Here is a 24,278-nt window from a genome sequence, read left to right on the forward strand (position 1 = left end):
CGAAGGCCGTCCGCATGCGCGAAAGACGGGCGTCAGGCTTCGTATTGTTAAGAAAAGGGGACAGGCCGCCGACCGGTATCGGTTCGCTCGACGGCCCTGCCCGTGGCCGTTAGTTGCCAGCCATCGCAGCGGTCCACTTAGTGGCAAAGCCCGCCGCGTCGTCGATCAGCGCCCGGTCGAAACCGACGGCGATGAGATTTTCCATGCCGACCTTCTCGGCGATCGCCTGGTAGGTGTAGCGAACCTCGGCTTCATCGACGTCTTCGCGATAGGGGGTCAGCCCGCCCTTGCCGATCTGGGTCTGGCCGTTGCGGCTGAGCAGATAGTCGACGAACAGTTTTGCCGAATTCGGGTTGGCGGCTTCGTTCGGAATGCCGAGGCCGCGCAGCATGACCGGGGTGCCGTCGTCCGGGAAGGCAAAGCCGAGGATCTCGCCACCGGGCTGTTCCAGGCGCGGGAAAATCGTGATGCCCGAGACGGCGATGCCGACGAGATATTCGCCCGTGGCAATCTTCTCGTTCATCGGGCCGCCGGAGACTTCGCCGCGGATCATCGGTCCGATCTGGCGCAGTTCCTTCCAGCCTTCGTCACCCTTGACCTGTAGGGTCTTCCACCAGGCGGCGAGGCCGAAGGAATTGCGCGCCGCGTCATAGGTGGTGATCTTGCCGTCGAAGCTTGCCTTGTCGGCGGCCGCCGCCTTGACGAGCGACGAGAAGCCGGTCGGGCGCTGGCCTTCGGGAAGCAGGGCGGCATTGTAGGTGATGACGAGCGGATCCGCCGACATCACGAAGATGCCCGGATAGGGATTGGCGAAACCTGGCAGGCGCTCGATTTCCGGGCTCGGATAGTCGAGCATGCGGCCCTCGGTGCCGTAGCGTGCCCAGCGGTCGTTGGCGCCCGACACCAGGACATCGGCGGTGCGCGCGCCGCTGCCGGCCTCGGCCTCCCAGCGCGTGTGCACCGTGCCGGATCCAAGGTCCAGCGTCTCGACCTTGATCCACGGATAGAGTTCGTTGAAGCCCTTGATTACCGGCTGCCAGTTGTTGTCGGCCATGTTGGAATAGACGACGAGCCCGGCTTCCTTGCGCGATGCGTCGACGAGCTGGGCGTAGTCGGCCGGGTAATAGTCCGGCAGCTTCGGCTCCTGCGCGTAAGCGCCGGTCGAGAACGCTGCCGATGCCGCGACGAGCCAGCCGGCCAGTTCTCTTTTCATATAGGTCATTACTTCCTCCCGTGGGTTTTCCCGTTCTTCATCACGCGGCGCGAAAGCTCCTCACTTGCGCGGCGCGCAGCCTCGACCGTCGCCTTGGTGACGCGTTCGAGATTGTTGGCGATCCGCTCGCGCGGACCTGAAATATTGACGACGGCAAGGATGCGGCCCTCCGGATCGACGATCGGCGCGGCCACACCGGCAGCACCCTCGACACGTCCGTAGAGATTGGCGACATGGCCGTCGCTGCGCGCGGCACTGACGCGCTCGGCGATTGCGTCCGGATCGTCCTCGCGTGCGACGTCGCCGCGCAGATAGGCTTCGAGGTCGCCGTCGTTCAGCCCGGAAAGCAGCATGAGACCGCTGGCGACGTAGTGCGCAACGCGCGGCGCAGCGATGTCGCGGTCGTAGCGGATCTCCCGCATCGGCAGGATCTTGTTGAGGTAGCGGACCTGGCGGTCATCGGTGAGAACGGCGATGAAGCCCGTCTCTTCGATCGCACCGACCGTCTCGCGAAGGATGGGCTCGGCCACCCGCAGGATCGTGCCCCAGCCATTGTTGTCCGCCGACGGCTCGCCGGGCAGGCGGATCAGCAGATAGCGACCATCGGCCTGCCGGGTGACGTACCCGCCCTCAACCAGCGTCCTCAAAAGAAGCAGCGTGCTGCTCTTCGGCAGTTCAAGCGCCTGAACGACCTCCGCCAGGGTGGAGGCCTCGCCACGCGATGCGAGCCACTCGATCAGATCAAGGATTCTTTCCGCGCCGCGACCGCTCATTCAAATTTCCTCTTGTTCAATATATTGAACGTGTGCTATATTGTGAATGCTACGGAAGCGACTCGCCTTTGTCAAGGCGCTCGCCGGCGTCATCCCGTTTCGTGAACATGTGAGGCTGCCAGGACGCCGTCCCCGAACCCGCGGCCATCCGACCCGATCTCACGGCCCAATGCCGCAAACGCGTCTCACCGGGGCGGCATGCCGCGTTGGAACTCGCAACCCACGCGCGGAAAGATCGCGGTCACCGGCAGGTGGACCGAGCAGCATGCAAGGACGTGGCTGAGTGGAGAGGATGAAGCAGGGGGCGGAACCGGGAGCCGCCCGTTGCGCGGGACACCGGCATCATGAAACGCCTCTAGCGGCGGCCGCGTGCCAGAATGCTGACGATCGCCTCTGCTGTCTGTTCTGCTGTCAAAGAAGTGGTATCGAGCGTTTCGAGCCCAAGGCTCCGGTACTCGGCAGCGTCCGAAAGCGCAGAGCCGATTGCCGCATCTTCCTCGCCGCGATGCGTGAGCCTTCTCGTCCGCTCGCTGTCGCTACAATCAAGCAGGAGCCATTGGCCGTCGGGCCAACCCGAAAGTTCATCCGGCGTACAGACGCCAAGCAGGATGACACGGGCGGGATCCGCGATCTCGACCGCCCTCCTGACGAGCGCCGCATAGGGCGACCATGTCGCCTCGGTCTCGCTGATATCGCAGCCGGCAAGCAACCCGGCCGGCTCCATCAACGCGTCCCAATCTACGATCACCGACTGGGGAAGCAGGTGGCGCAAATGCGCGACGACGGCCGTTTTGCCGGATCCCGGCGCGCCGAGGACATACCGCATCTTGCCTTCTCTCATGGCCATTTCGCCGCCTCGGGTCGTCGGCGGCTGCGCGCAAGGCGCACCGTTCCGTACCCGCTGCGCTCCGCACCAGGGAGTTGCAGATATAGTCACCCGAACACGGCGATCAACGCCCGGCGCAGCTGTCGGCTGCCGCCGGGCGGTCAATGTCGCGGTCATTCATCCCCCCCCATGGGGCCACTGAAGTCCGAGAACTTCAACGCCCCAAGCGCAACCGAACGAACGCTCGCCTAAAGGACCGGATTGGCGGCGAGCGCAGATCGGGTGGGTTACTCCTCGATGTCGACCTTGTCGAAGCGATGCGAGCCCAGGGGCTCCATCACGTAGTTCTTCACCTTCTTCGACATCGGCAGCACGACGGTGGAATGGGCGATCGGAACCCAGGGCGCCTGATCGCTGATGATCGCCTGGGCCTCTTCGTAGAGCTTCGTCCGCTCGCCCTGGTCCGCACTGGTCCGCGCCTTTTGGAAGATCTCGTCGAGCGGCTTGTAGCACCAGTTGGCATTGTTGGCGCCGCCGACGCCGGCGCAGCTGAAGAAGTAGCTGAGCAGGTTGTCCGGATCGCCGTTGTCGCTGGTGCCGCCGAGAATGACTGCGCCATCACGCGCCTCGTCGCGCACCTTCTTCAGGTACTCGCCCCATTCATAGGAGACGATCTCGACGCCGATGCCGACCTTGGCGAGGTCCGACTGCATCAGTTCCGCGGCGCGCCGGGCGTTCGGCATATAAGGGCGGCTGACCGGCATCGCCCAGATCTTCATCTTCAGATCCTTGACGCCGGCCTCGTCGAGAAGCTTCTTTGCCGCCTCCGGATCGTAGCTGTAGCCCTCGATCGAGCCGTTATAGCCCCACATCGTCGGCGGCAGCACGCTCTTGGCGACCTGTCCCATGCCCTGGTAGACGGAATCGACGATCGCCTTGCGGTCGATCGCCATGTTGATGGCGCGGCGCACCTCCAGCTTGTCGAACGGCGCGACCAGCGTGTTCATCGCCAGATAGGAAACGTTGAGCCCCGGCTGCTCCATGACGTTGAGATCAGGATTTTCCTTCAGCTTGGCGATATCGGCCGGCGCCGGATATGGAGCGATGTGGCATTCGCCCGCCTGAAGCTTCTGCATACGGGTGGTCGGATCGGTGGTGATCGCGAAGATGAGGTTGTCGATCTTCGGCGCACCGTCCCAATAGTCGGCATTTGCGACAAAGCGGATCGCCGCGTCCTGCTGGTAGTCGACGAAGCGGAACGGTCCGGTGCCGACCGGCTTGCGGTCGAGATCCTGGCGCCGCCCCTCCGCCGCCAGCTTGTCGGCATATTCCTTCGACACGATCGAGCCGAAGTTCAGCGCGAGTTTCGACGGCAGCGACGCATCCGGCTGATTCAGCACGAACTTGACGGTGTTGTCATCGACCTTGACGATCTCCTTGATCGCCGCCGGCATCTCCATCGCGTTGAACATTTCCCAGTTCGCGCCGGCGAAATAGCTGTGCCACGGATCGTCCTTGTCCATCTGGCGGTTGAAGGTGAACAGCACGTCGTCGGCATTGAAATCGCGCGTCGGCGTGAAATCGTCCGTCGTCTGGAACTTCACCCCCGTGCGCAGCTTCAGCGTATATTCGAGATTGTCGGCGGAAATGGTCCAGCTTTCGGCAAGGCCTGGGACGACATTGGTGGTGCCGGGCTCGAATTCTGTGAGGCGGTCATAGACCGTCTCGGCCGACGCGTCCCAGGTGCTGTTAGCCGAGTACAGTGCCGCGTCGAAGCCTTCCGGCGCACCTTCCGAGCAATAGACAAGCGTTTTTGCCATGGCCGGCGTCAGTGCCGCGCCCGAAAGCATGGTTGCTGCAAAGAGCGAGACAAGGGTGCTGCGCGTCCGCGCGAATTTCATGTTCATTGGTCTGTCCTCCCTAAAGGAATGGAATGCGATGTGCCGGCAGTTGCGCCGGAAAGATCAGTCGGCCTTGCCGGCGGTGGTGCCGAGGCCGCGGCCGGGCGTCCAGACCGGGTCCGGCTTGGTCCAGAGCACGTCGTTGCGGATCAGCTTCACCAGCTCGCTCGCCTGCAGGTCGAGGAAGCGTTCGCCCTTCTCGGCGGTCGCGCTGCGCGGATCGCCCCAGGTGCCGGTGACCGGCGCGCGCTCGGAGAACGAGTAGAAACGCGACACGTCGGCCGGCACGTCGACAGGGTGCTGCTGGTTGCCGAAGGCCTGGCCGAACATCTCGGTCTTCACCGCGTCCGGCACGATCGCCAGCATGACCGAGGCCTCGCCTTCGCAGGCATGGTGGGCGCCGGTGTCGACCTCGAAGATCTTTGACGCATCCTCGGGCGCCAGCATCCAGGGCGTCGTGGCGACGATCGGCATGGCGAACTCGACCGCCAGTTCGCGCACGGCGACGGCGAGCGGGTCCATGTTGCCGCCGTGACCGTTGACGATGAACAGGCGCTGGAAACCGAGCGTCTTCAGCGAACGGACGATGCAGCGGATGAGGCGGCTCAGCGTATCGTAGTCGAGCGTGATCGTGCCGCCGAAGGGCAGATGATGTTCGCTCATGCCGGTCCACAAGCCCGGAAGAACGGCGACCGGAATGTCATCGGCAACCAGCCGGGCGGCGCGGATCGCAGCTGCGGACGCGCTCGCCGTGTCGGTGATGACGGGCAGGTGTGGGCCGTGCTGCTCCAGCGAGCCGATCGGCAGGATCGCAAGCGCGCCCGGCTTGCCGGCAATTTCGCGCAGGCTCGGCGCGGTCATGCGCGCCCATTCAACTTCCTTGGTCATGTCAGGCCTCTTTCATGTCTTCAAAGCAAAATCTGTTCGCCGCCACGCCAACGGCATGCGCCTATGTCTGGCGTCCCCTGGCATCGACCCGCAGCGTCACCGCCCGCCCATCGGAGTGCCGCAGGGTGGCGGTGTCGAATTGCGCGACGACGGCGCAGGAATGATTGGGAAAGATGCGGACGCGGCTGCCGATTGCGGGCGCCATGTCGGTGAAACGGACAAAGCCGTGCTCCCCGGAAAGGCGGCGGGCGATCGCAAGGCTCTTGTGGGTCTTGATATGAGGGCGCAACGTGACACCTGAGGCAGCGGCCCGCGCCTGCCTGCCGCGCAGATTGCGCATCAGCCGATCTTTATCAATTTCGACAAAGGGCGTCGGCAGGTCGGCGGGGTCCGGACGACGAAAGGCGTCGAGCAGCGTTGGGTCAGTCAATCTCATCTCCGGCAAGCGGCGGGATCGCAAAAGGGCAGCCCCGATTGGCAAGCGCCGCCCGAAGGCGGCGGCTACAAATTTGCACAGTCGGAAATATCAAGCAAATTATTTTTCCTATAAGAAAATTATATCTCTCAAACTATCGCAACTGCGCATCAAATGAGACAGACGGCCCCGCACCGCGCCGCAGGTTACGGCCGGTAGGCGCGGATCTCGCATGTGTTCTACGCCTCTACGTCTGCGCCAGGTGACACCTGACATGGCGAGCGCTCTCGCTCAGGCGCCGCAGCACCTGGCTGGCCTCACAGCCGCCGCCGATCCGGTCGCACCTCTGCTTGTAGAAGCAGCCCTCCGGCAGATTGCGGTTGTTGGGAAGCTCGCCGGCGCGCACCTGGGCAATGTCCGGCAGCGGGCTTTCGAAACTCGGAGCCGCGGCCAGAAGCGTCTGGGTGTAGGGGTGACGAGGATTGCGCAACACCGCGTCGGCCGGGCCGGATTCGACGATCTGGCCGAGATACATCACCGCGACATCGTCGCAGAAGTGCCGCACCAGCGCGACGTCATGTGAAATCAGGAGATAGGTGAGCCCGCGCTCGCGCTGCAGCTTCAAAAGCAGGTTGATGATCTGCGCCTGCACCGAGACATCGAGCGCCGATGTCGGCTCGTCGAGCACCATCAGCTCCGGGTCCGTGCTGATCGCGCGGGCAATGGCGATGCGCTGGCGTTGGCCGCCTGAAAACTCGTGCGGCAGGCGGTCGAGATGTTCCGGACGGAGCCCGACGGCAACGGCCAGCTCCTCCGCCTTCTCATGCAGTTCGGCCCTGCTGTGCCCACCGCGGATATGCAGCGGCTCGCTGATCAGCCGCCAGACCGGCAGGCGCCGATCGAGCGAGGATTGCGGGTCCTGAAAGACGATCTGCATCTTCTGTCGAAGGGCGCGCTTCTGTTTGCCCTGGGCTTTCTGAAAATCCTCGCCGTCGATCGCCACCCTGCCCTCTTCGTAAGGCGCAAGCCCGATGATCGCCTGGGCGAGCGTACTCTTGCCGCATCCGGACTCGCCGACGATGCCGAGGCTCTTGCCGGCGCGGACCTCAAGCGTCACGCCATTGACCGCATGCACGTAAGACGTGGGCCTGCCGAGCCAGTTGCGGGAGGCCGGGAAGCGGACATGCAGGTCGGAGACCTCGAGCACCGGTCGGGCCATGGTACCAACGCCTTCGATCATTGCCGGCCTCCCCGTTCTACAAGTTCCGTCGCGCCACCGCGGCGCCAGCAGGCCACCTGCTGGCCGCCGGGCCCCGCCAGTTGCGGAGACTGGGATCGACATTGGTCGACCGCTTCCTTGCATCGCGGCTGGAAGTAGCAGCCGGCCGGTGGGCTGAGGAGGTTCGGCACGACACCGGGGATCGCTTCGAGTTCCTGCTTCGGCGCCACCCGCTCCGGCAAGCAGCGCAACAGCGCCTGGGTATAGGGGTGCTGCGGCGTCTCGAGCACGGTCCGCGTCGCGCCATGCTCGACGATCCGCCCGGCATACATCACGTAAAGCCTGTCGCAGAGCTGCGAGACGACGGCGACATTGTGCGAGATGAAGATGACCGAAGTGCCTGTGCGGCGCGCCCGGTTCTGGATCAGCCGCAGGATCACCGCCTGGACGGTGACGTCGAGCGCCGTCGTCGGCTCGTCCGCAATAATGAGACCGGGATTGCAAGAGAAGGCCATGGCGATCAGCACCCGTTGCCGCATGCCGCCGGAGAGCTCGAACGGGTAAAGATTCATGACCCGCTCAGGCTCGCCGATCAGCATGTCGGCCAGAATATCCCGAGCGACGCGCCTCGCCTCTGCCAGGCCTATCTCCTCGTGGCGTATGATGACGTCGGTGAGTTGTTTGCCGATCCGGATCGTCGGATTGAGGGCGTTCATCGGCTCCTGGAAGATGGTGGAAACCACCTTGCCGCGCAGGTCCTGCAACTGATCGTCGTCCATGGAAAGCGTGCTGTGGCCAAAGAGCCTGACGGTGCCACCGGTGATGCGGTAGCGCCCCCTAGGCAGAAGCCCTGTCGCGGCCATGGTCGTCACCGACTTGCCGCAGCCGGATTCGCCGACAATGCCGACGATCTCGGCCTTGCCCACGTTGATCGTGACGTCGTCGAGCGCCTTGATGGCACCGCTGAAGGTTGGAAACTCCAGCGACAGATTGTTGATGGCCAGCGCCTGGCCGCGTGGTTCTGCCGTTCCGGTCATCATCATCTGCCCCTCAAGCGCGGGTCGAGCATGTCGCGAATGCCGTCGCCGACGAGATTGCACCCCATAGCCGTGATCAGGATGGCAAGGCCCGGGAAGGTCGCGTACCACCATTGATCGAGCATGTAGCTGCGACCGCTGCTGACCAGCGCACCCCATTCGGCGGTGGGCGGCTGGGCGCCAAGGCCGATAAAGCTGAGGGCGGCCGCGATCAGCACGACGCCGCCAAGATCGAGCGTTGCCTGGACGATGATCGGCGACATCGCGTTCGGCAGGATATGCCAGCGCAGGATGTAGAAAGGCGAGGCGCCGAAGGTGCGCGCCGCTTTCACGAAGACCTGCTCGCGCAGCGAAAGCGTCTGGCCGCGGGCCAGGCGCACATAAGCGGGGATGCGTACGATCGCGACCGCGAGCATGGAATTGAACAGGCTCGGACCAAGGGCTGCGGCCAGCGCCATGGCGAGCACTAGCGCCGGCAGGGCGAGAACGACGTCCATCAGCCGCATGATGGCGGTGTCGACCCGGCCGCCGACGACGCCAGAGAAGCAGCCGATCAGCACTCCGACCGACATCGAGATCAGGACGATCATGAAGGCGGCGCCACAGGACGCCCGCGCCCCGTAGATCACCCGCGAGAACAGGTCGCGGCCGACCTCGTCCGTGCCGAACCAGTGGACAGCACTCGGCGGCAACAGGCGCGCCGTCAGCGACACCTTGTCCGGATTGTAGGGTGCTATGACGGGTGCGGCGATGATCATCACGAGGACGAGCAGGATGATCGCGACGCCCACCAGCGTCAGCGGGCTGCGGCGGCTGAGGTACCAGAGATAACGCAGCCGCTCGGAGAAGGGCTTGGCCCTGCGGATCGCTGCGTTCGACGCAACAGGCTCTGTCGGCATGACGGCGGACATGATCAGACCTCCCTGATCTGCGGGTCGGCGAGCATGTAGGCGAGATCGACCAGGAGGTTGATCAGCACATAGCCGATGGATGCGACGATGGTGAAACCCATGATGGCGGGGAAATCGAGCGTCTGGATCGAGGTCACAACATAGGTTCCCATGCCCGGCCAGGCGAAGATCGTCTCGGTCAGCACCGCGCCATAGAGAAGATCGCCGAGCGCGAGCCCCAGCAGAGTGATCGAGGGGATGAGCGCGTTTCTGAGCGCATAGTTGAAAATGATCATGCCCTTGCGCAGCCCGCTGGCGCGGGCGGTGCGGATATAATCCTCCTGCAGCACGTCGAGCATCGAGGCGCGGATCTGGCGGGTGATCACGCCCATATTGGCAAAGGCCAGCACGAAGCCCGGCAGGATGATGTGGTAAAGCGCGCTGCGGAATGCGTCGAAACGGCCCTGCAACAGCGAGTCGATCAGCAGGAAGCCGGTGATGCGCTCAGGCGCCACTATGCCCATGGCCAGGCGCCCACTGCCGGGCAGGATCTGGAATTTCGCATAGAACACATAGATCAGGATCAGGCCGAACCAGAAGACTGGCATCGAGATGCCGCAGACCGAGACCGTGCGTGCCACCTGATCAATTGGACCATCCTTGTAGACGGCCGAGAGCACACCGAGCGGCACGCCGAGACAGATCGCGATGAAAAGCGCGACCACGCCGAGCTCCAGCGTCGCCGGCAGGAAGGTGCGGATATCGGCGGCAACCGGGCGGTTGGTCCTGAGCGACGTGCCGAGATCACCCTGCAGCAGATTGCCGATATAGATGGTGAACTGTTCAACGACCGGCCGGTCGAGACCCAGGTTGCGCCGGACATTTTCAAGTGTCTCGGCGCTTGCCCGGTCGCCAGCGATCATGCGCGCCGGATCGCCGGGAATGAGATGCGAGATCGTGAACGTGATGACCGCAACCCCGAGCACGACGAAGAGCAAGAGGATCAGGCGCGGAAGAATGATGCGGGTGATTGCCATGGACGTCAGCCCTTCCGGCACGGGAACCCCGGCCTAGCTTGGGAAACGGTGAACTCCTGCCGCCGTCGCCCTGAGGCCAGCGGCAGGTTTTCCGGGAAACGAGGTCAGCCAAGCGCAGCTTGACCGTTCCTCCTCATTCCGTTTTCGACATCGTTCCGAAGTTGTAGACCTGGATCAGCATCGGATTGTAGACATAGCCCTTCACCGCGGCGCGGCGGGCGAAGATGTCATTCTTCTCCATGATGTAGAGGTACGGCGCGTCGTCAGTCGAAAGCTTCTGCGCCTCGATGTAGAGAGCCTTGCGCTTTGCTTCGTCGACGATCGAAGCTGCCTCTTGGACGAGACCCGTCACCTTGCTGTTGTTGTAGAAGGAACGGTTGCCCGGACCGCCCATCTTACCGGCGTCGAACCAGTAGTTCATGAACATGTAGGGGTCGGCGAAATCAGGCGTCCAGGCGCCGGGCGCCATGTCGAACTTGCCGTTGGCGACCAACTCGCGCTTCGTCGTGTCGGCGACCGCCTGCAGATCGAGCTTGACGCCGATTTCTGCGAGAGAGGCTTGCAATGCGAGACCGACCGGCTCCCAGGCAGGATCGGCCTGAGAGAAGGTATAGGTCAAATGGATGTCGCCCTTGCCGGATTCGGCAAGCAACGCCTTGGCCTTCTCGATGTCGTAGCTGTACTGGAAACCCTGCGGATCATGGCCCCACATGCCGCTCGGTACCGCGCCGCGCATCTGCTTGGCCTGACCGAGCATGATGCCGTCAATGATCCCCTGATAATCAACCGCGTAGGAGATCGCCTGGCGCACCTTGGCGTCGTCAAGCGGCGGCTGGCGATTGTTCATGTAGATGTAGTTCACATACATGCTGGGATTGCTCTCGACGACGACGGAGGCATCCTTCTGCAGCGCTTCTGCCTGATCGAGCGGGATCTGTTCGATGATGTCGGCATCACCGTTGGTCAGTTGCAGGCGACGGGCAGAGACGTCGCCGACGATGCGGATGACGACTTGCTTCAGTGCCGGCTGGCTGCCCGAGTAGTGTTCGTTGCGGTCGAGCACGATGCTCTGGTTGCGCTCCCAGGAGGCGATGCGATAGGGCCCGCTGCCGGCCGAATGTTCGGCAAGCCAGGCCTTCGCCATGTCGCCGTCCTTCTCATGCTCCATCACCTTGGGATTGACGATCGCAGCGCCGGAGACGGCAAGCGTCGAGATGAAAGGCGCAAACGGCGCGGTCAGGTGAAATCTCACGGTCTGCGGGTCGACGACTTCGACCTCCTTCAGCACCGGGAACGCATCGGACGGGCCAGCCTTCAGCTTCATCAGCCGATCGAAGCTGAACTTTACGGCCGCGGCATCGACCGGCGAGCCGTCATCGAACTTGTGGCCCGCCGCGATCTTGAAGGTCCAGACGAGGCCGGCATCGTCGGCAGTCCAGCTTTCGGCGAGTTCCGGGCCGACTTCGGTCGACCCGCTCTTGTAGGCGACCAGTCGCTCGTAGGCGGCGTAGATCAGTGTGTAACCGCTGTTGCTGATCTCAATGCCCGGATCGGCCGTCGGCGGATCTTCCGCGCGTGCCAGCACCAGCACGTCCTGCGCAGCAAGGGCGCCGGAAAGCGGCGTCGATGCCAGAAGCAATGCAATGCCGATCGATTTCCACTTGGAACCGTTCATCTCGTAGTCCTCCCCAGAACTGCGGCGTGCGATGCCGTCCCGGCACCCACCGCTGTGCTAGACTAGGAAACGATTTTCCTAAGTGCAATATTTTTTCTTATCGTATTTGTTTTTTAGTTTCGATCAGCTTTTGAGCTTGATCGTCTGCGCGTTTGCCAGCGTGGAAACCAGCTCGGTTTCCGGGGTCGAGCAAACACAGAGAATTTGCGCCGGCTCTTCGCTGACGCTCAGATAGGCGTGCCCCATCATCGCGTCGAAGTAGCAGGAATCGCCCTTCTTCAGCCGAAGGGGCGCGTAGATCTCGGTGTGGAGTTCCAATTCGCCGTCGAGGACGTAGAAGAATTCCTCGCCCTTGTGCCGGATCAGCGGCCCGAACTCCTCGAGCGTGCGCGCCCGTGCCATCGCCAGGATCGGGACCATCGACTTCTTGGAAATCTCCGTGCAAACATAGAGATAGTCGTAGTTCTGCGTGACGATCTCCCGACCGTCTCCGGATTTGGTATAGGTGCGCCGCCCGAGCATGCTAGGGGTGTCTTCCGCGCCCGTCATAGTCCCGAACAGCTCGACGATGTCGACCTTCAGGCCCTGGGCAAGCTGGATCAACCGGTCGTAGGTCAGCTGCATCTGGTTGTTCTCGACCTTGGACAGGGTCGAGACCGCAAGCCCGGTCATGGAGCTGACTTCGGCCAAGGTCCAGCGGTTGCGATTGCGAATATCCTTGAGGATCTCGCCGAGGCTGGATTTCGCGTCGGTCATCGTTGGCGTCTCCATTTGCCTGCAGCCATCGAAGTGCTCGCCGGGTTTCGCCCGCCCGCGACACAGAATCCGATTGGCATGATAGGAAAACCATTTCCTATAATACGTGACCGAAAGCAACATCGTGTTCTCGGCAATCCTTGCCCCACAACTGGTTGCAGCCTCTTGTTGCCTCCTATTCGGCGAACGGGTTGTCGACCTTTGGCCAATAGGGGCGCGTCAGCTTGGTGAAGGCCAGATCCTCGAAGGTCGGCTGCAAGGCGCCTGGCGCGCTGACATAGAGAATGTCGCGCGCAATGGGTTCGAAGCCGGCACGGAAGTGGTTGCTGGACTTCACCACCACGACCTTCTTTTTCGCCGGATCGAGCCCGAGCGCCGTCATGCATTCCGGATGAAAGGTCTGGGTGCGCACGGTGTTGAGCACGATGTCGACGCTGCCGGCAGACACCCAGACGGCATCGCCGATGCCAAGCGGCGTCGGCCCGAAGCGCTGGGTGATGCCCGAGGCCACGCGCCTGACCGTTACCGTCAGGTCGAGCGGGTCGCCGGAGGCCGGCCCCACCTTGCCGCCAATCCTCAGCGCCAATGTGGCGCCCTCTCCCGCCTCGCGGCACATGCGCACTGCAATCGGATCCCAGTAGAGGCAGGAGGCCACATCCTCGATGCCACGCTCTATGATGCGGCGCAGGATGAACGTCGAATCTCCAGGCGCCCCGCCGCCTGCATTGTCGGAGACATCGGCGATTACGATCGGGCCGCTCGTAGCGTCAACCGCCCGGTCGAGGGCTTCGTCAATGCCGAGATAATCTCCGCGCATCTCTTCGCGCGCCTCGAAGATCTCCCGGCCGAAAGATCGCGCCGTGCGCGCGGCCTTTTCCGGATCGTTGTCGGTCACCACAAGCATCTTGGCGCCGACATCTTCCACGTCGCCCCAAGGGAAGCCGTGGCCGAAGGAAACCGAGAGTACACCATCCTGCCCTTCCATCGCCTTCATACGGTCGACGATGCCGCGCAGCGGCGCGCGATGCGGGTGGAAGGTGTTGATCATACGGCAATCATAGAAGCCCATGGTCGGCCGCACTTGGCCGGCGAGTGTGCGCTCCATCATCCGGAACAGCTGTTCGGCAACCTCCTCAATGTCCGTATGCGGATATTCCTTGTAGGTGGCGATCATGGTCGCACTGGCAACCATGCGTTCGGTGATATGGCAATGGAGATCGAGTTCGGCCGCAACTGGCACATCGGGCCCGACCACTTCCCGAACTTGCGCAAGCAGATCGCCTTCGACGTCATCGTAGCCATCGGCGACGCAGGCGCCGTGCAGGGCGAGCATCACGGCATCAACCGGCAGAGCGGCCTTGAGATCGTCGAGGATGGTGGCGCGGAAACTCTCATAGACCGCCCGCGTTGTCCTGCCGCCGGGCTCGGCCACGGCGCACAGGCTCTCGACCACGTCCCAGCCCTTATTCTGCGCGGCGTTGCGCCAGACGAACATTTGCGAAGAGCAGCAGTTGAGCGGCTTGCCGGTGGCGTCGCCATAGGCGATCAGGTTTTCGCGGAAGGCCTCGATGCCGGTCTGCATGGGCGAGAAGGTGTTGGTCTCCGTATCCAGCCCCGCGATGAAAAGTTTCATTTTCGCCTCCCGCCCACCAAGAAAGATATTTTCTAATCATAAAACTATGTTTATCGTCGGAAAGTCAAATGCATTATCCGCGCTTGCGCGGCTGACCGGGGAGGCAGGAATGCGCATCTATATTTCCGCTGACATCGAGGGGATCGTCGGGGTCGTGAGCCGCGACCAGCTGATGCCCGAAGGTTTCGAGTACGAAAACGCCCGGCGCTGGATGACGGACACCGTGGTTCACGCCTGCGAAGCTGCGCATGAGGAAGGTGTAGAAGAGGTCATCCTCAGCGATTCCCACGGAAATGGCGAGAGCATCCTGATCGACCGCCTGCCGGACTATGTGCAGGTCGTGCGCAGCTGGCCGCGGCCGCTGATGATGATGCAGGGCGTCGAACTCGGTTCCTTCGTCGGCGCGATGCTTCTCGGCTACCACGCCGGCGCAAGCCATGCGAGCGGCGTGCTGTCGCACACGATCGGCGGCACCGCCTTTGCTGAGGTGCGCATCAACGGCACCGTCATGCCGGAGGCCGGCATCAACGCCGCCATCGCCGGACATTTCGGGGTGCCGGTGCTGCTCGCATCCGGTGACAACGTCGCCTTGGAGGAAATCAAGGAGCGGATCGGCGATATCGTGACGGTGCCGGTGAAGCAGGTCTACAGCACGCAATCGGCCATCACCCTGACGCCTGCCGTCGCCCATCGCCGGATCCGCGAGGGCGTCAAGAAGGCATTGTCGAGGGCCGGTTCGGCAAAGCCGTTCAAGCTGGAGAACCCGGTCCTTGAGATCGTCTTCCGCAACCGCCTTCCCGCCGAATACCTCTCCTATCTCAAGAGCGTCGAACGCACCGACGGCTACACGATCCGCTACCAGGGCGACGACATGGTCGACGTCTCGCGTTTCATCCAATTCGTGGTCGGCTACAATTCCCGCCTCACCTTCTGACGAGCATTTCCGCGGAACCAATCCATGACCACCTCAATCGTCCTCGGCGCCGGCATGGTCGGCGTTTCCACCGCGCTCGCCTTGCAGGAGGTCGGGCACCAGGTTGTGCTGATCGACCGCAAGGCGCCGGGCCGGGAAACCAGTTACGGCAATGCCGGCATCATCCAGACCGAGGCCGTCGAACCCTATGCCTTTCCGCGCTCCCTGGCCGAGATCGTCAGGGTGGCGCTGAAGCGCGGCAACGATACGGACTTTCGGCTCGCCGACATGCCGCGGCTGGCGGGGCCGCTCTGGCGCTATTTCACGCAATCGGCGCCTGCGCCCTATGCGAGAACCGTCGCGGCCTATTCGAAGCTGGCGCTGCGGGCGAGCGATGATCACGCGCGCTTCGTCGAGCCGGCCAATGCCGGCGACCTGATCGTCCGCGAGGGCTGGCGCGCGGTCTACCGTTCGCCGGCAAAGCTCGACGCGGCCATCGCCACCGCCGAGCGCCTGAAACGGGAGTACGGCGTGCCGTCTAAGGCGCTCACGTCAGACGAACTTGCGGCGAGCGAGCCGGCGCTCAAAAGCCGGTTGGCAGGTGCGGTCCACTGGACCTCGCCCTGGACCTGCCGCGACCCGGGCGATCTGGTTTCGCGCTACGCAGCGCTCTTCGTCGCCCGCGGCGGGAAGGTCGCCCAAGGCGAAGCCATGTCGTTGCAGCAGACCGGCACCGGCTGGCGGGTGCTGTCGGAGGGTGGCGATATCACGGCTGAAAACGCGGTCGTCGCCCTCGGGCCCTGGTCGCCGATGCTTTTGGCGCGGTTCGGCTATCGTGTCCCCATGGTGTTAAAGCGCGGCTACCACTGGCACTTCGGCGGCAAGGACGGCCCACGCATTTCGATGCTGGACATCGACAGCTCCGCCCTGATCGCCCCCATGAACGCCGGGTGGCGGGTCTTGACCGGCGCGCACCTGGCGCCACTCGGCGCCGCGCCGGCATCGCGACAGATACGGCATGCCGTCACCGCCGCACGCACGCTTTTTGCGCTGCGCGACCCCATCGAAGCGGCGCCATGGTCGGGCACCCGTCCCTGCATGCCCGACATGCTTCCCGTCGTCGGGCCCAGCCGTCACAAGGGCCTGTGGTTTCACTTCGGCCATGGGCACCAGGGCTTCACCCTCGGGCCGACGACAGCACTTCTGCTGGCGGAGCAGGCTGCCGGGCGCGCTGGCAATCCGCTCGCCCTGCCCCTGTTGCCGTCGACCCGAGACTGGGCATAGCGGAACGCTAAAGCCCGGTTATTGCCGCACGGTCGAAAACGTGCGGTCGGCGAGCCGCGGCAGCATGAACCGGAAGGCGACGCTGCGGGCGCTTTGGAACAGGATGAGCGCAATCCACAATCCGTCATTGCCAAAGACCGGCTGCAGGACCGCCCAGGCAGCAAAATAGATCACCAGCGAAGCGACCATCAGGTTTCGCATCTGCTTCGACCAGGTGGCGCCGATATAGACGCCGTCCATCTGGAAGGCGACGATGCCGAAGATCGGAAGGGCCGCGACATAGGGCAGGTAGGCGTGCGCAAGGGCTGACACGCTTTCCGACGGAGCGGTGATGCCGATCACCCAGTCACCGGCGATAAAGAGACAGAGCGCGACGAGCCCGGCAAAGACGAAGCCCCATACCGTGGTCAAACCAACGGCACGGTCGAACGCCGGCCGATAGCGTGCGCCGACAGCCCGGCCTGCCAGCTGCTCGGCCGCCGTTGCCACCCCGTCGAGAAAGGCGACGCCGAAGAAATAGAAGCGCAGCAGGATCGTATTGGCCGCAAGGATTTCGATGCCGAGCATGCCGCTCTGGCGGGTGAAGAAGGACAAACCGATCAAAAGCGCGAAGGAGCGGATCATCATGTCGCCATTGACCGAAAAGGCGCGGCGGAAGGCCGTCAGATCCGGAAGGTTCCACGCTGTCCGGTCGGTCTTTGCCCAGATGAGATAAAGCCCCGCCACAGCCGTGACGGCTTCGGCAACCAGCGAGGCGGCCGCAACGCCCGCCACACCCCAGCCGAGACCGAGGACCCAGTGCACGCTCAGGCCGGCATTGAGCGCATTGAGCAGGGTTTGCAGGATCATGCCCCAGAGCGCATCGCCACGCCCGATGATCCAGCCGAAGACGACGAAGTTGAAGAGGACGAAGGGCGCCGACCACACCCGCCAGGCAAAATAGGTGGCGGCCGCTTCGGCCACCTTGCCTTCCGCGCCCATGGCGGCAAGGCCTAGGGCGCCGATCGGCTTTTGAAGAACCAGCAGTGCCAGGCCCGCCACGAGTGCGATGATAAGGCCGCTTGCGAGCATGCGCTGTTCTTCGCGCCGGTCACCGGCACCGAGCGCCTGGGCCGTAAAGCCCGTGGTCGCGCCGCGCAGGAAGTTGAAGGTGACGAAGATGACGTCGAAGATGACGGTCGACAGCGCCACGCCGCCGATCAGGGTCTCGTCGCGCAACTGGCCGATGACGCCGGTTGCGACGAGCCCGACAAGCGGGCTCGACAGATAGGCGATCATCATAGGCAACGCGATGCGAAGCACGTCGCGATGCGCGATGTCGAAGGGACGGACCGTGACCGCAGCGTGATCGGAAGCGTGTTTCACTCAATCCAGCCGGTGTGGTTCGCCGAGCGTATGCATCAGCCGATTGGCCCAGCCGAAGATCGCAACCGCGTGGATAAGGTCGAGGATCTGCAGGTCGTCGAGGCCGATCTCGCGCAGATGGTAAAACTGGTAGGCGCCGACATTGTCGGGATGCGCCGTCAGGTCGACGCCGAAATTGAACAGCGCCTGCTCGAATTCAGGCAGGTTCGCGTCAAGGCCACTGCCATAGATCTCGTCCACCACCTCCGGCCGCTTTTCGAGCTGGATGTAGCGCGCCGCATGGACCGAGGCGCAATAGATGCAGCGGTTGACGAAGGATGCGGCAAGCGCGCCGATCTCCCGGCCACCGCGCGACAGCCCACCCTCGCTATACATGATGTCGTTGAAGAGCGGCGTGCGCTCCTTCAGGGTTTCCGGCTCGTTGGCGAGAACCAGCACATAGTCCGAGATCTTCTTGTTGGACGGCGTGATCTTCAGCGCGTCGAGCTGTTCGGGTGTGGCGGTCTCGACATCGACCGGCTTGACATAGGGCTTCCAGTCGAGCGCTTCGACGGTGAATTCGTGCACGGCTTGCGACATGTCAGTTATCCCTCAGCATCTTGAGGCCGGCCACCACCAGCACCTGATAGTTCACGAAGGCGATCAGGCCGGCGAGCGTGACGATGTCCCGGTCGTCGAGACCTGCGGCCAGCAGCTTCTCGACATTGGCGCGCGTCGCCTCCTTCGGCGAAAGCGTGACCAGATCGACATGGGCGAGGATCGCCTGAAGGCGCGGATCGGCACCCTCGGCGCCATTGCCAGGACCGGCAACCGACACCAGGGCGGCGCCCTCCTCCTCGCGTTCAAGCAAGGCCCGGAAATGCGCAGAGAGCTCCTGGGACTTCCAGAGTGCCGCCATGCGCGCGGCAAGGGCTGCTCGGAGCGCATAGGAGAAGTTGCGCGGATCGGTTGGGCGAAGGGCAGCCTGATAGCTCGTCTGGCTCAAGTGCTTCAGCTTCGCCCGCTGTTCGCGCAGCGCCTGCAGGTCGGGAAAGCGATCGAGCCCGAGAACCGTGTCGATCGCGTCAGTTGTCGATGGAGAGGTCATTGGTTTTCCTGTCATCTGAAATGCGCAAGGTTCAGGCCGTCTTCTGCGCCGGCGTCGGCGCGTCGGCATCCACCCATTCGGTCCCGTCGAGCTCCGGCTTTTCGTAGGCGATCAGCGCTTCCCAATGGTAGTCGACATCCCGAATGAAGAGCGAAGCCGCGACCCCGCGCGCGAGCCACAGAGCGCCCTCGCTGATGGCGGGGATGTCGCCGCTGACCTTGCCGACGCTGACGGAGGCGCCGTAGTTGAAGCAATGGATGTCCTTCAGCCACGGGGCTGTTCCCGGCTCCTTCTCGGTGAAGGAGAAGTCTCCGTTCAGCCAGGGGAAACGCCCGAGCCCGGGGTTCTCTTCGCCCGGTGGCGGCGCGTAGCGGTCATCCCAGCAGGCGATCTGGTCCTGATAGGGGGCAAGCTCGCTGCGGCTCAGCGGATCGATCGAGAACCCAGTGCCGAGGATGACGAAGTCGGTGCGGAAGATGCGGCCGTTCGTCGTGGTGATGACGACCTCGCCGCCCTCTTGCCTCATCGAGCGGATACCGCAATCGAAGTGGAAGTAGGCGTTCGAATGCTGGCTGACGCGCAGCGTCGAATTGTGCGGCGCCGGCGTCTGCTGCTTGGCGGCATAGTCCATCAGCCGCCAGCGCCATTCCGGCGAAATCTCGGCAAAACCTGCGGTGACGCCATAGGAGCCGATGCCCATCAGCTTGTTGACCGTCGGCATCTCCTTGCGGCGGGCGAGAAGGCGGACTTCCCCTGCCCCCTGCTCCAGGGCCTCGGCAGCATTGTCGACCGCCGAAGCGCCGACGCCGATGACGACGACCCGTTTGCCCTTCAGGCGATCGAAGTCGATCTCGTCGGCCGAATGCGCCCAGGAGGTATGCCGCTCCATGGTCTTGACGAAATCCGGAATGGTCGGCTCGCCGAGCCCGTCGCGACCGGTTGCCATCACCAGCTTGCGGGTGATGATCGCAGGCTTCGCTCCGCCGGCGATTTCAAGTTCCAGCAGCCCATCGGCGCGCGGCACGACGCGGGTGACGTGCGTGTCGTTTTCGACCGGGATGTCCATGACATCGCGATACCAGCGCAGGTAATCCATCCACATCGGGCGCGGGATGCGGAAGAGCTCCTCCCATTCCGCTTCACCTTGCAGCGCGGTGAACCAGGCGCGGAAGCTGAGCGAGGCAACGCCAAGCGCCGGGCCGAGAAGGATTTTCGGCGAGCGCAGCGTCTCCATGCGCGCATAGGTGACCCAAGGGCCTTCGAACCCCTTGGGCGCGCGGTCGACGATGCGCAGATTGGCGATGCCGGCGCGCGTGAGCGCATGCCAGGCAACAAGCCCGCACATGCCGCCGCCGATCACGACCACGTCGCTGACGTCCTCGCCCGCCGCCGTTGTCACCGGCTTCGACCAGTTGGCCGGCGGATAGTTGAGATAGCTCAGATCCTGCCTTACCCGCGCATTGAGCGCGGCAAGCCGTTGCTGCTTTTGACTGTCGGTCATCCCCGATCTCCCTTCACTTCGCCAGCAGGACGGCATCGCGGTCGCGCCACCCCACCCAGACGTCGTCCCCTTCGATATGCGAAAGCGCCACCGGATCGATCTGCGCCACCAAGGTGCTGCCATTATCGAGAACGACGGTCAGCGACGTGTGGGCACCCTTGAAGACGCGCTGGTCGATGCGCCCTTTCATCGACGGGCGGTCTTCGGGCTTGCGCGACAGGCAGAAAACCGCCTCCGGACGCAGCGCAACCGTGGCATCGTCTCCCGGGATCGGCGACGTGCCGTTCACATCCGCATGCACGACATTCCCGCGCCACTCGACGGCGGCGATCCCGCCCGCAACCGATGCGACCGTGCCTTCGAGGAAATTGCTCTGGCCGATGAAGTTCGCAACGAAACGGCTGCGCGGCCGGGCGTAGAGCTCGTCCGGTCCGCCCATCTGCTCGATCCTGCCCTTGTTCATCACGACGATGACGTCGGACATGGTGAGTGCTTCTTCCTGGTCATGGGTGACGAAGATGAAGGTCTTGCCGGTCTTCTTCTGGATCGACTTCAGCTCGATCTGCATCTGCTGGCGCAGCTTCGCATCGAGCGCCGAAAGCGGCTCATCGAGCAAGAGCACGTTCGGATCGGGCGCCAGCGCCCGCATCAGCGCCACGCGCTGGCGCTGCCCGCCCGAAAGCTGCGCCGGCATGCGCTCGGCATGATCCTGGAGGGAGACGAGGGCAAGGAGGTCGCTGACCCGCTTGTGGATCGCCGCACTCTCCATGCCCTTCAATTCCAGGCCGAAGGCGATGTTGCGGCCGACCGTCAGGTGCGGGAAGAGCGCGTAGTCCTGGAAGACGATGTTGACGTTGCGCCTGTTCGGCGGAAGGTGCGAGATCGGCTTGCCCTCGAGGTAGATCTCCCCCGACGTCGGGCTGTCGAAGCCGCCGAGCATGCGCAGCGTCGTCGACTTGCCGCAGCCGGACGGGCCGAGCAGCGTGACGAACTGGCCGGGCGCGATCGCAAGATCGAGATCATCGACGGCAGTCAGCGCCCCATAGGACTTGTTGACGTTCTTGAAATGGACGACAGGCTGCATTGCGTCAGCTCCTGGAACGGCGGGTGATATGCTCGGCATAGATGCCGACGGCGGTGGTGACGACGAGCACGATGGTCGCCATGGCGTTGATTTCCGGCGACATGCCGCCTTGCACCTTGGCGAAGATCAGCATGGGCAGGGTCGGCTGGTAGCCGCCGAGGAAGAAGGTACGGACGAAGTCGTCGATGCTGGTCAGCACGCAGAAGATCATGCCGCCGAAGAGCGCCGGCATCAGATAGGGGATGGTGACGCGCAGGAAAGCGATGAAGGGATCCGCGCCGAGATCGCGCGCGGCATCGACGAGATTGGCCGGCATCGACCGCAGCCGCGTCAGCACCATGATGACGACGAAGGGTACGGCATGAACCGTATGAGCGAGGATGATCGCGAAGGTTCCGGTCGGAATGTCCACCGCCCGGATGAAGATGCGCATCGAGATGGCGTTGATCAGCCCCGGCACGACGGCCGGAAGGCAGGCGAGCGCAAAGATCACCGCCTTGCCCCAGATGTTTTCCGCCGAAACGAGAAGCGCAATCCAGACGCCGATGATCGTTGCCGAGACGGTGGTGGCAAGCGCTATGCCGATCGAATAGAGCGAGGCTTCGAGGAACTGCTTGTCCTGGATCACCTTGCCGTACCAGGCGAGCGTCCAGTTGCCGATCGGGAAAGCGATGAAGTTCGCATCCTTGAAACTCATCGCCATCATCAGCGCCAGTGGCAAGACCAGATAGACGGCGAAGATCCAGTAGGAAGCGCCTAGCGCGGTTTTCGGAAGGTCGTTGAAATAGGTTCGCATCGTTCCGTCCTCACATCAGCCGGACGGAGCGGCCGCCGACCACCCGCATGAACAGCCCGACGGTTGTCAGCGACACCACGAGCATGATCATCGAGAAGGCGGCACCCTCCGGCCACTTGTCGTTCGACCCGTGGAAGAGGGTCGCGATAACCTCGGGAAAGATGACCGAGTTGGGCCCGCCGAGCAGCAGCGGTGCTGCGAAGACGCCGACGGCCGTCAGGTAGACGAGGCTGCAGCCGGAAACGATGCCGTCCTTGGAGAGTGGCAGAATGACCCGGCGGAACCGCTGGAAGGGCCCGGCCCCGAGGTCGGCCGCCGCCTGGATCAGCGGCGTCGGGATCTTTTCGATTGCCGAATAGAGCGGCAGCAGCATGTAGAGCGCGAGCAGGTAGATGACGCCGAAGCTCAGGGAGAAGAACGTGTAGAGCATCGGAATCGGCCGGTCGATGAAACCTAACTCGCGCAGCAGCACGTTGAGCGCCCCGCGGTTGGCAAGCAGCATGATGACCGAGAAGGTACGGATCAGCTCACCGGCCCAGAAGGGGATCAGGAGCAGCAGCAGGGCCCGCATCCGGTTCTTCGGCTGTACGATCTTCGCGACGTAATAGGCAACGGGATAGACGATCACCAGCGTCGAGATCGTGACAACAGCGGCAAAGATCAGGCTGCGCACGAAGGGCAGAAAATAGAGCCGGTCGGAAAAGAACAGCGCGTAGTTCGAAAGCGTGTATTCGCTGCTTTTGTCCGGCTGCGGCGGGTAGTTGGCAAGAAGGCTGATATTGGCCATCTGCAGGATCGGACCGATGTGCAGCATGGCGATCCAGACAAGCGGCACGCCCGCGAGCACGGCGAGACGCACGCGCCGGCTTTCGACGAGCAGTCCGATCGTATGGCGGTATAGACCTGAGCGCGCCGCCCTGCCGACCCATCCGGCATAGCGCGGTACCGTCGACAAACCGACGGATGGCGGTTGTGTTGTCGTATCCAGCATTCTCTTTGTTCCCGGCTCTGAAAGAGTCCATTTTTTGACGGGCGACCGGCCTCAGCCGATCGCCCGCATTTCGAGAGGTCAGGCCGACTTGATCTCGGCGGTCGCCTTGTCGATCATCTCGTTCTTCATGTCGCGGTTGACCGAGCTGAAGAACTGGATGCGTTCGACCTGCTCGGGCGGCAGCGACAGCGCGGCGCGCTCCTTGTCGTCAAGCACCTTGTCGACGCCATCGAAGGCCGACGAGAAGCCGGACTGGCGGGTCATCGCAGCACCAATCTCCGGCGATGACAGGATGGCGTCGAGGAAGGTGTAGGCCGCGTCGGCGTTCGGCGCGTTGTTGACGATGTTGAACGAATAGAGGAAGCCGAAGGTGCCTTCCTTCGGCACCGAGATCTCGATCGGGTGGCCGTCCATGACGAGCTTGGCGGCCGGTCCCGACCAGGCCTGCGCGAGATAGATGTCCTCGTTGACGAACATCTGCTGCAGCTCGGAGCCGGCGTCGTAGTATTTGCGGACCTTGTCCTTGTGCTGAATGAGGAAGTCGCGGGCCTGGTTCGTGGCGGCCTGCGCAACATCGGGCTTGTCGCCATAGGTCACGTAGTCGCCGTCGTTGCCCTGGTAGCGCATCACGATCGAGAGGAAGTCGCTGACGATATAGGAGGTCAGGTTCTTGTTTTCCTCGTCGAACATGATCTCCCAGCTGTCGGAGGCCTTGGCGTATTCGGTGTTGCGCACCAGCCCCTCGAAGCCAGCAAGGAGCGGCACGCCGAAGGTCTTGCCGTCGACGGTGAGCTGCGGCGCGCCCTTGTAGGCGGCGGCGAGCTTGCCCCAGTTCTTCAGCCGCCCGGTGTCGAGCGTCGAGAGCAGGTTCGATTTCATGAACTGCGACAGACGATGGCCGGTGACGGTCACGATATCGGTGGAAGGTGCGGCACCCTCGGCGGTCAAGAGGTTGTACTGCTTGCCCTGGTCGTCGGTCAGGCGGATGCGCACC

23 protein-coding genes are annotated in these 24,278 nt (G+C 63.4%); 2 read left to right on the forward strand and 21 right to left on the reverse strand.

Annotated elements, in window-relative coordinates; all coding sequences use genetic code 11:
- Positions 1-109: 109 nt before the first annotated feature.
- The 13 genes from L981_RS10385 to L981_RS10445 form a co-directional block, all read right to left on the reverse strand.
- The gene (locus tag L981_RS10385) at positions 110-1,222 is read right to left on the reverse strand and encodes an ABC transporter substrate-binding protein (protein ID WP_052201714.1); all 1,113 of its coding nucleotides are present in this window, start codon (positions 1,220-1,222) and stop codon (positions 110-112) included.
- Entirely contained in the window at positions 1,222-1,986 is a 765-nt protein-coding gene (locus L981_RS10390) for an IclR family transcriptional regulator (RefSeq protein WP_043614895.1), read from the reverse strand. The genes L981_RS10385 and L981_RS10390 overlap by 1 nt, the downstream gene beginning before the upstream one ends.
- Positions 1,987-2,341: 355 nt before the next feature.
- Positions 2,342-2,989 carry an AAA family ATPase gene (locus L981_RS10395; RefSeq protein ID WP_156134036.1) on the reverse strand — a complete coding sequence of 216 codons (648 nt, stop codon included), beginning with the start codon at positions 2,987-2,989 and terminating at the stop codon, positions 2,342-2,344.
- 110 nt (positions 2,990-3,099) lie between these two features.
- The gene (locus L981_RS10400; protein WP_043614953.1) at positions 3,100-4,713 is read right to left on the reverse strand and encodes an ABC transporter substrate-binding protein; all 1,614 of its coding nucleotides are present in this window, start codon (positions 4,711-4,713) and stop codon (positions 3,100-3,102) included.
- 63 nt (positions 4,714-4,776) lie between these two features.
- Positions 4,777-5,601: a creatininase family protein gene (locus tag L981_RS10405; protein ID WP_043614898.1), complete on the reverse strand. Its 825-nt coding sequence runs from the start codon at positions 5,599-5,601 to the stop codon at positions 4,777-4,779.
- 61 nt (positions 5,602-5,662) lie between these two features.
- Positions 5,663-6,031 carry a hypothetical protein gene (locus tag L981_RS10410; protein ID WP_043614901.1) on the reverse strand — a complete coding sequence of 123 codons (369 nt, stop codon included), beginning with the start codon at positions 6,029-6,031 and terminating at the stop codon, positions 5,663-5,665.
- Positions 6,032-6,263: 232 nt separating this feature from the next.
- Positions 6,264-7,256, reverse strand: a complete 993-nt coding sequence (locus tag L981_RS10415) for an ABC transporter ATP-binding protein (RefSeq protein WP_043614904.1) — start codon at positions 7,254-7,256, stop codon at positions 6,264-6,266.
- Positions 7,253-8,272, reverse strand: coding sequence for an ABC transporter ATP-binding protein (locus L981_RS10420; RefSeq protein ID WP_052201720.1), 1,020 nt, complete (start codon positions 8,270-8,272; stop codon positions 7,253-7,255). The genes L981_RS10415 and L981_RS10420 overlap by 4 nt, the downstream gene beginning before the upstream one ends.
- 2 nt (positions 8,273-8,274) lie before the next feature.
- A complete protein-coding gene (gene ddpC / locus L981_RS10425) occupies positions 8,275-9,183 on the reverse strand; it encodes a D,D-dipeptide ABC transporter permease (RefSeq protein WP_052201716.1) in 909 nt (302 codons plus the stop codon).
- 2 nt (positions 9,184-9,185) lie between these two features.
- On the reverse strand, positions 9,186-10,199 hold the full coding sequence (locus tag L981_RS10430) for an ABC transporter permease (protein WP_043614907.1): 1,014 nt from the start codon (positions 10,197-10,199) through the stop codon (positions 9,186-9,188).
- Positions 10,200-10,332: 133 nt separating this feature from the next.
- Positions 10,333-11,874, reverse strand: coding sequence for an ABC transporter substrate-binding protein (locus tag L981_RS10435; RefSeq protein WP_043614910.1), 1,542 nt, complete (start codon positions 11,872-11,874; stop codon positions 10,333-10,335).
- A 123-nt stretch (positions 11,875-11,997) separates the two neighbouring features.
- Positions 11,998-12,630: a helix-turn-helix domain-containing protein gene (locus L981_RS10440; RefSeq protein WP_043614913.1), complete on the reverse strand. Its 633-nt coding sequence runs from the start codon at positions 12,628-12,630 to the stop codon at positions 11,998-12,000.
- 175 nt (positions 12,631-12,805) lie between these two features.
- On the reverse strand, positions 12,806-14,263 hold the full coding sequence (locus tag L981_RS10445; RefSeq protein ID WP_043614915.1) for a M81 family metallopeptidase: 1,458 nt from the start codon (positions 14,261-14,263) through the stop codon (positions 12,806-12,808).
- Between the two features lie 109 nt (positions 14,264-14,372).
- On the opposite strand from L981_RS10445, the gene L981_RS10450 reads away from it, so the two are divergent.
- Together L981_RS10450 and L981_RS10455 are read left to right on the forward strand one after the other, a co-directional pair.
- Positions 14,373-15,197, forward strand: a complete 825-nt coding sequence (locus L981_RS10450; RefSeq protein WP_052201717.1) for a M55 family metallopeptidase — start codon at positions 14,373-14,375, stop codon at positions 15,195-15,197.
- Between the two features lie 24 nt (positions 15,198-15,221).
- On the forward strand, positions 15,222-16,460 hold the full coding sequence (locus L981_RS10455; RefSeq protein WP_043614918.1) for an FAD-binding oxidoreductase: 1,239 nt from the start codon (positions 15,222-15,224) through the stop codon (positions 16,458-16,460).
- Positions 16,461-16,478: 18 nt separating this feature from the next.
- On the opposite strand, the gene L981_RS10460 is transcribed toward L981_RS10455, so the two are convergent.
- From L981_RS10460 to L981_RS10495, 8 genes are all read right to left on the reverse strand, one after another.
- Positions 16,479-17,825, reverse strand: a complete 1,347-nt coding sequence (locus tag L981_RS10460; RefSeq protein ID WP_043614921.1) for an MATE family efflux transporter — start codon at positions 17,823-17,825, stop codon at positions 16,479-16,481.
- Positions 17,826-18,404 carry a peroxidase-related enzyme gene (locus L981_RS10465; protein ID WP_043614924.1) on the reverse strand — a complete coding sequence of 193 codons (579 nt, stop codon included), beginning with the start codon at positions 18,402-18,404 and terminating at the stop codon, positions 17,826-17,828. It lies immediately after the preceding gene.
- Between the two features lies 1 nt (position 18,405).
- On the reverse strand, positions 18,406-18,912 hold the full coding sequence (locus L981_RS10470; RefSeq protein WP_043614927.1) for a CMD domain-containing protein: 507 nt from the start codon (positions 18,910-18,912) through the stop codon (positions 18,406-18,408).
- A 31-nt stretch (positions 18,913-18,943) separates the two neighbouring features.
- On the reverse strand, positions 18,944-20,413 hold the full coding sequence (locus L981_RS10475) for an NAD(P)-binding domain-containing protein (RefSeq protein WP_043614930.1): 1,470 nt from the start codon (positions 20,411-20,413) through the stop codon (positions 18,944-18,946).
- A 13-nt stretch (positions 20,414-20,426) separates the two neighbouring features.
- A complete protein-coding gene (locus L981_RS10480) occupies positions 20,427-21,497 on the reverse strand; it encodes an ABC transporter ATP-binding protein (RefSeq protein WP_043614933.1) in 1,071 nt (356 codons plus the stop codon).
- Between the two features lie 4 nt (positions 21,498-21,501).
- Positions 21,502-22,293, reverse strand: a complete 792-nt coding sequence (locus L981_RS10485) for an ABC transporter permease (RefSeq protein WP_043614936.1) — start codon at positions 22,291-22,293, stop codon at positions 21,502-21,504.
- 10 nt (positions 22,294-22,303) lie between these two features.
- Positions 22,304-23,284: an ABC transporter permease gene (locus L981_RS10490; protein ID WP_052201718.1), complete on the reverse strand. Its 981-nt coding sequence runs from the start codon at positions 23,282-23,284 to the stop codon at positions 22,304-22,306.
- 78 nt (positions 23,285-23,362) lie between these two features.
- The coding region (locus L981_RS10495; RefSeq protein ID WP_043614938.1) for an extracellular solute-binding protein at positions 23,363-24,278 on the reverse strand (916 nt) is incomplete at its 5' end.

Source organism: Ensifer sp. ZNC0028 (assembly GCF_000799055.1).
Classification (GTDB): Bacteria; Pseudomonadota; Alphaproteobacteria; order Rhizobiales; family Rhizobiaceae; genus Ensifer.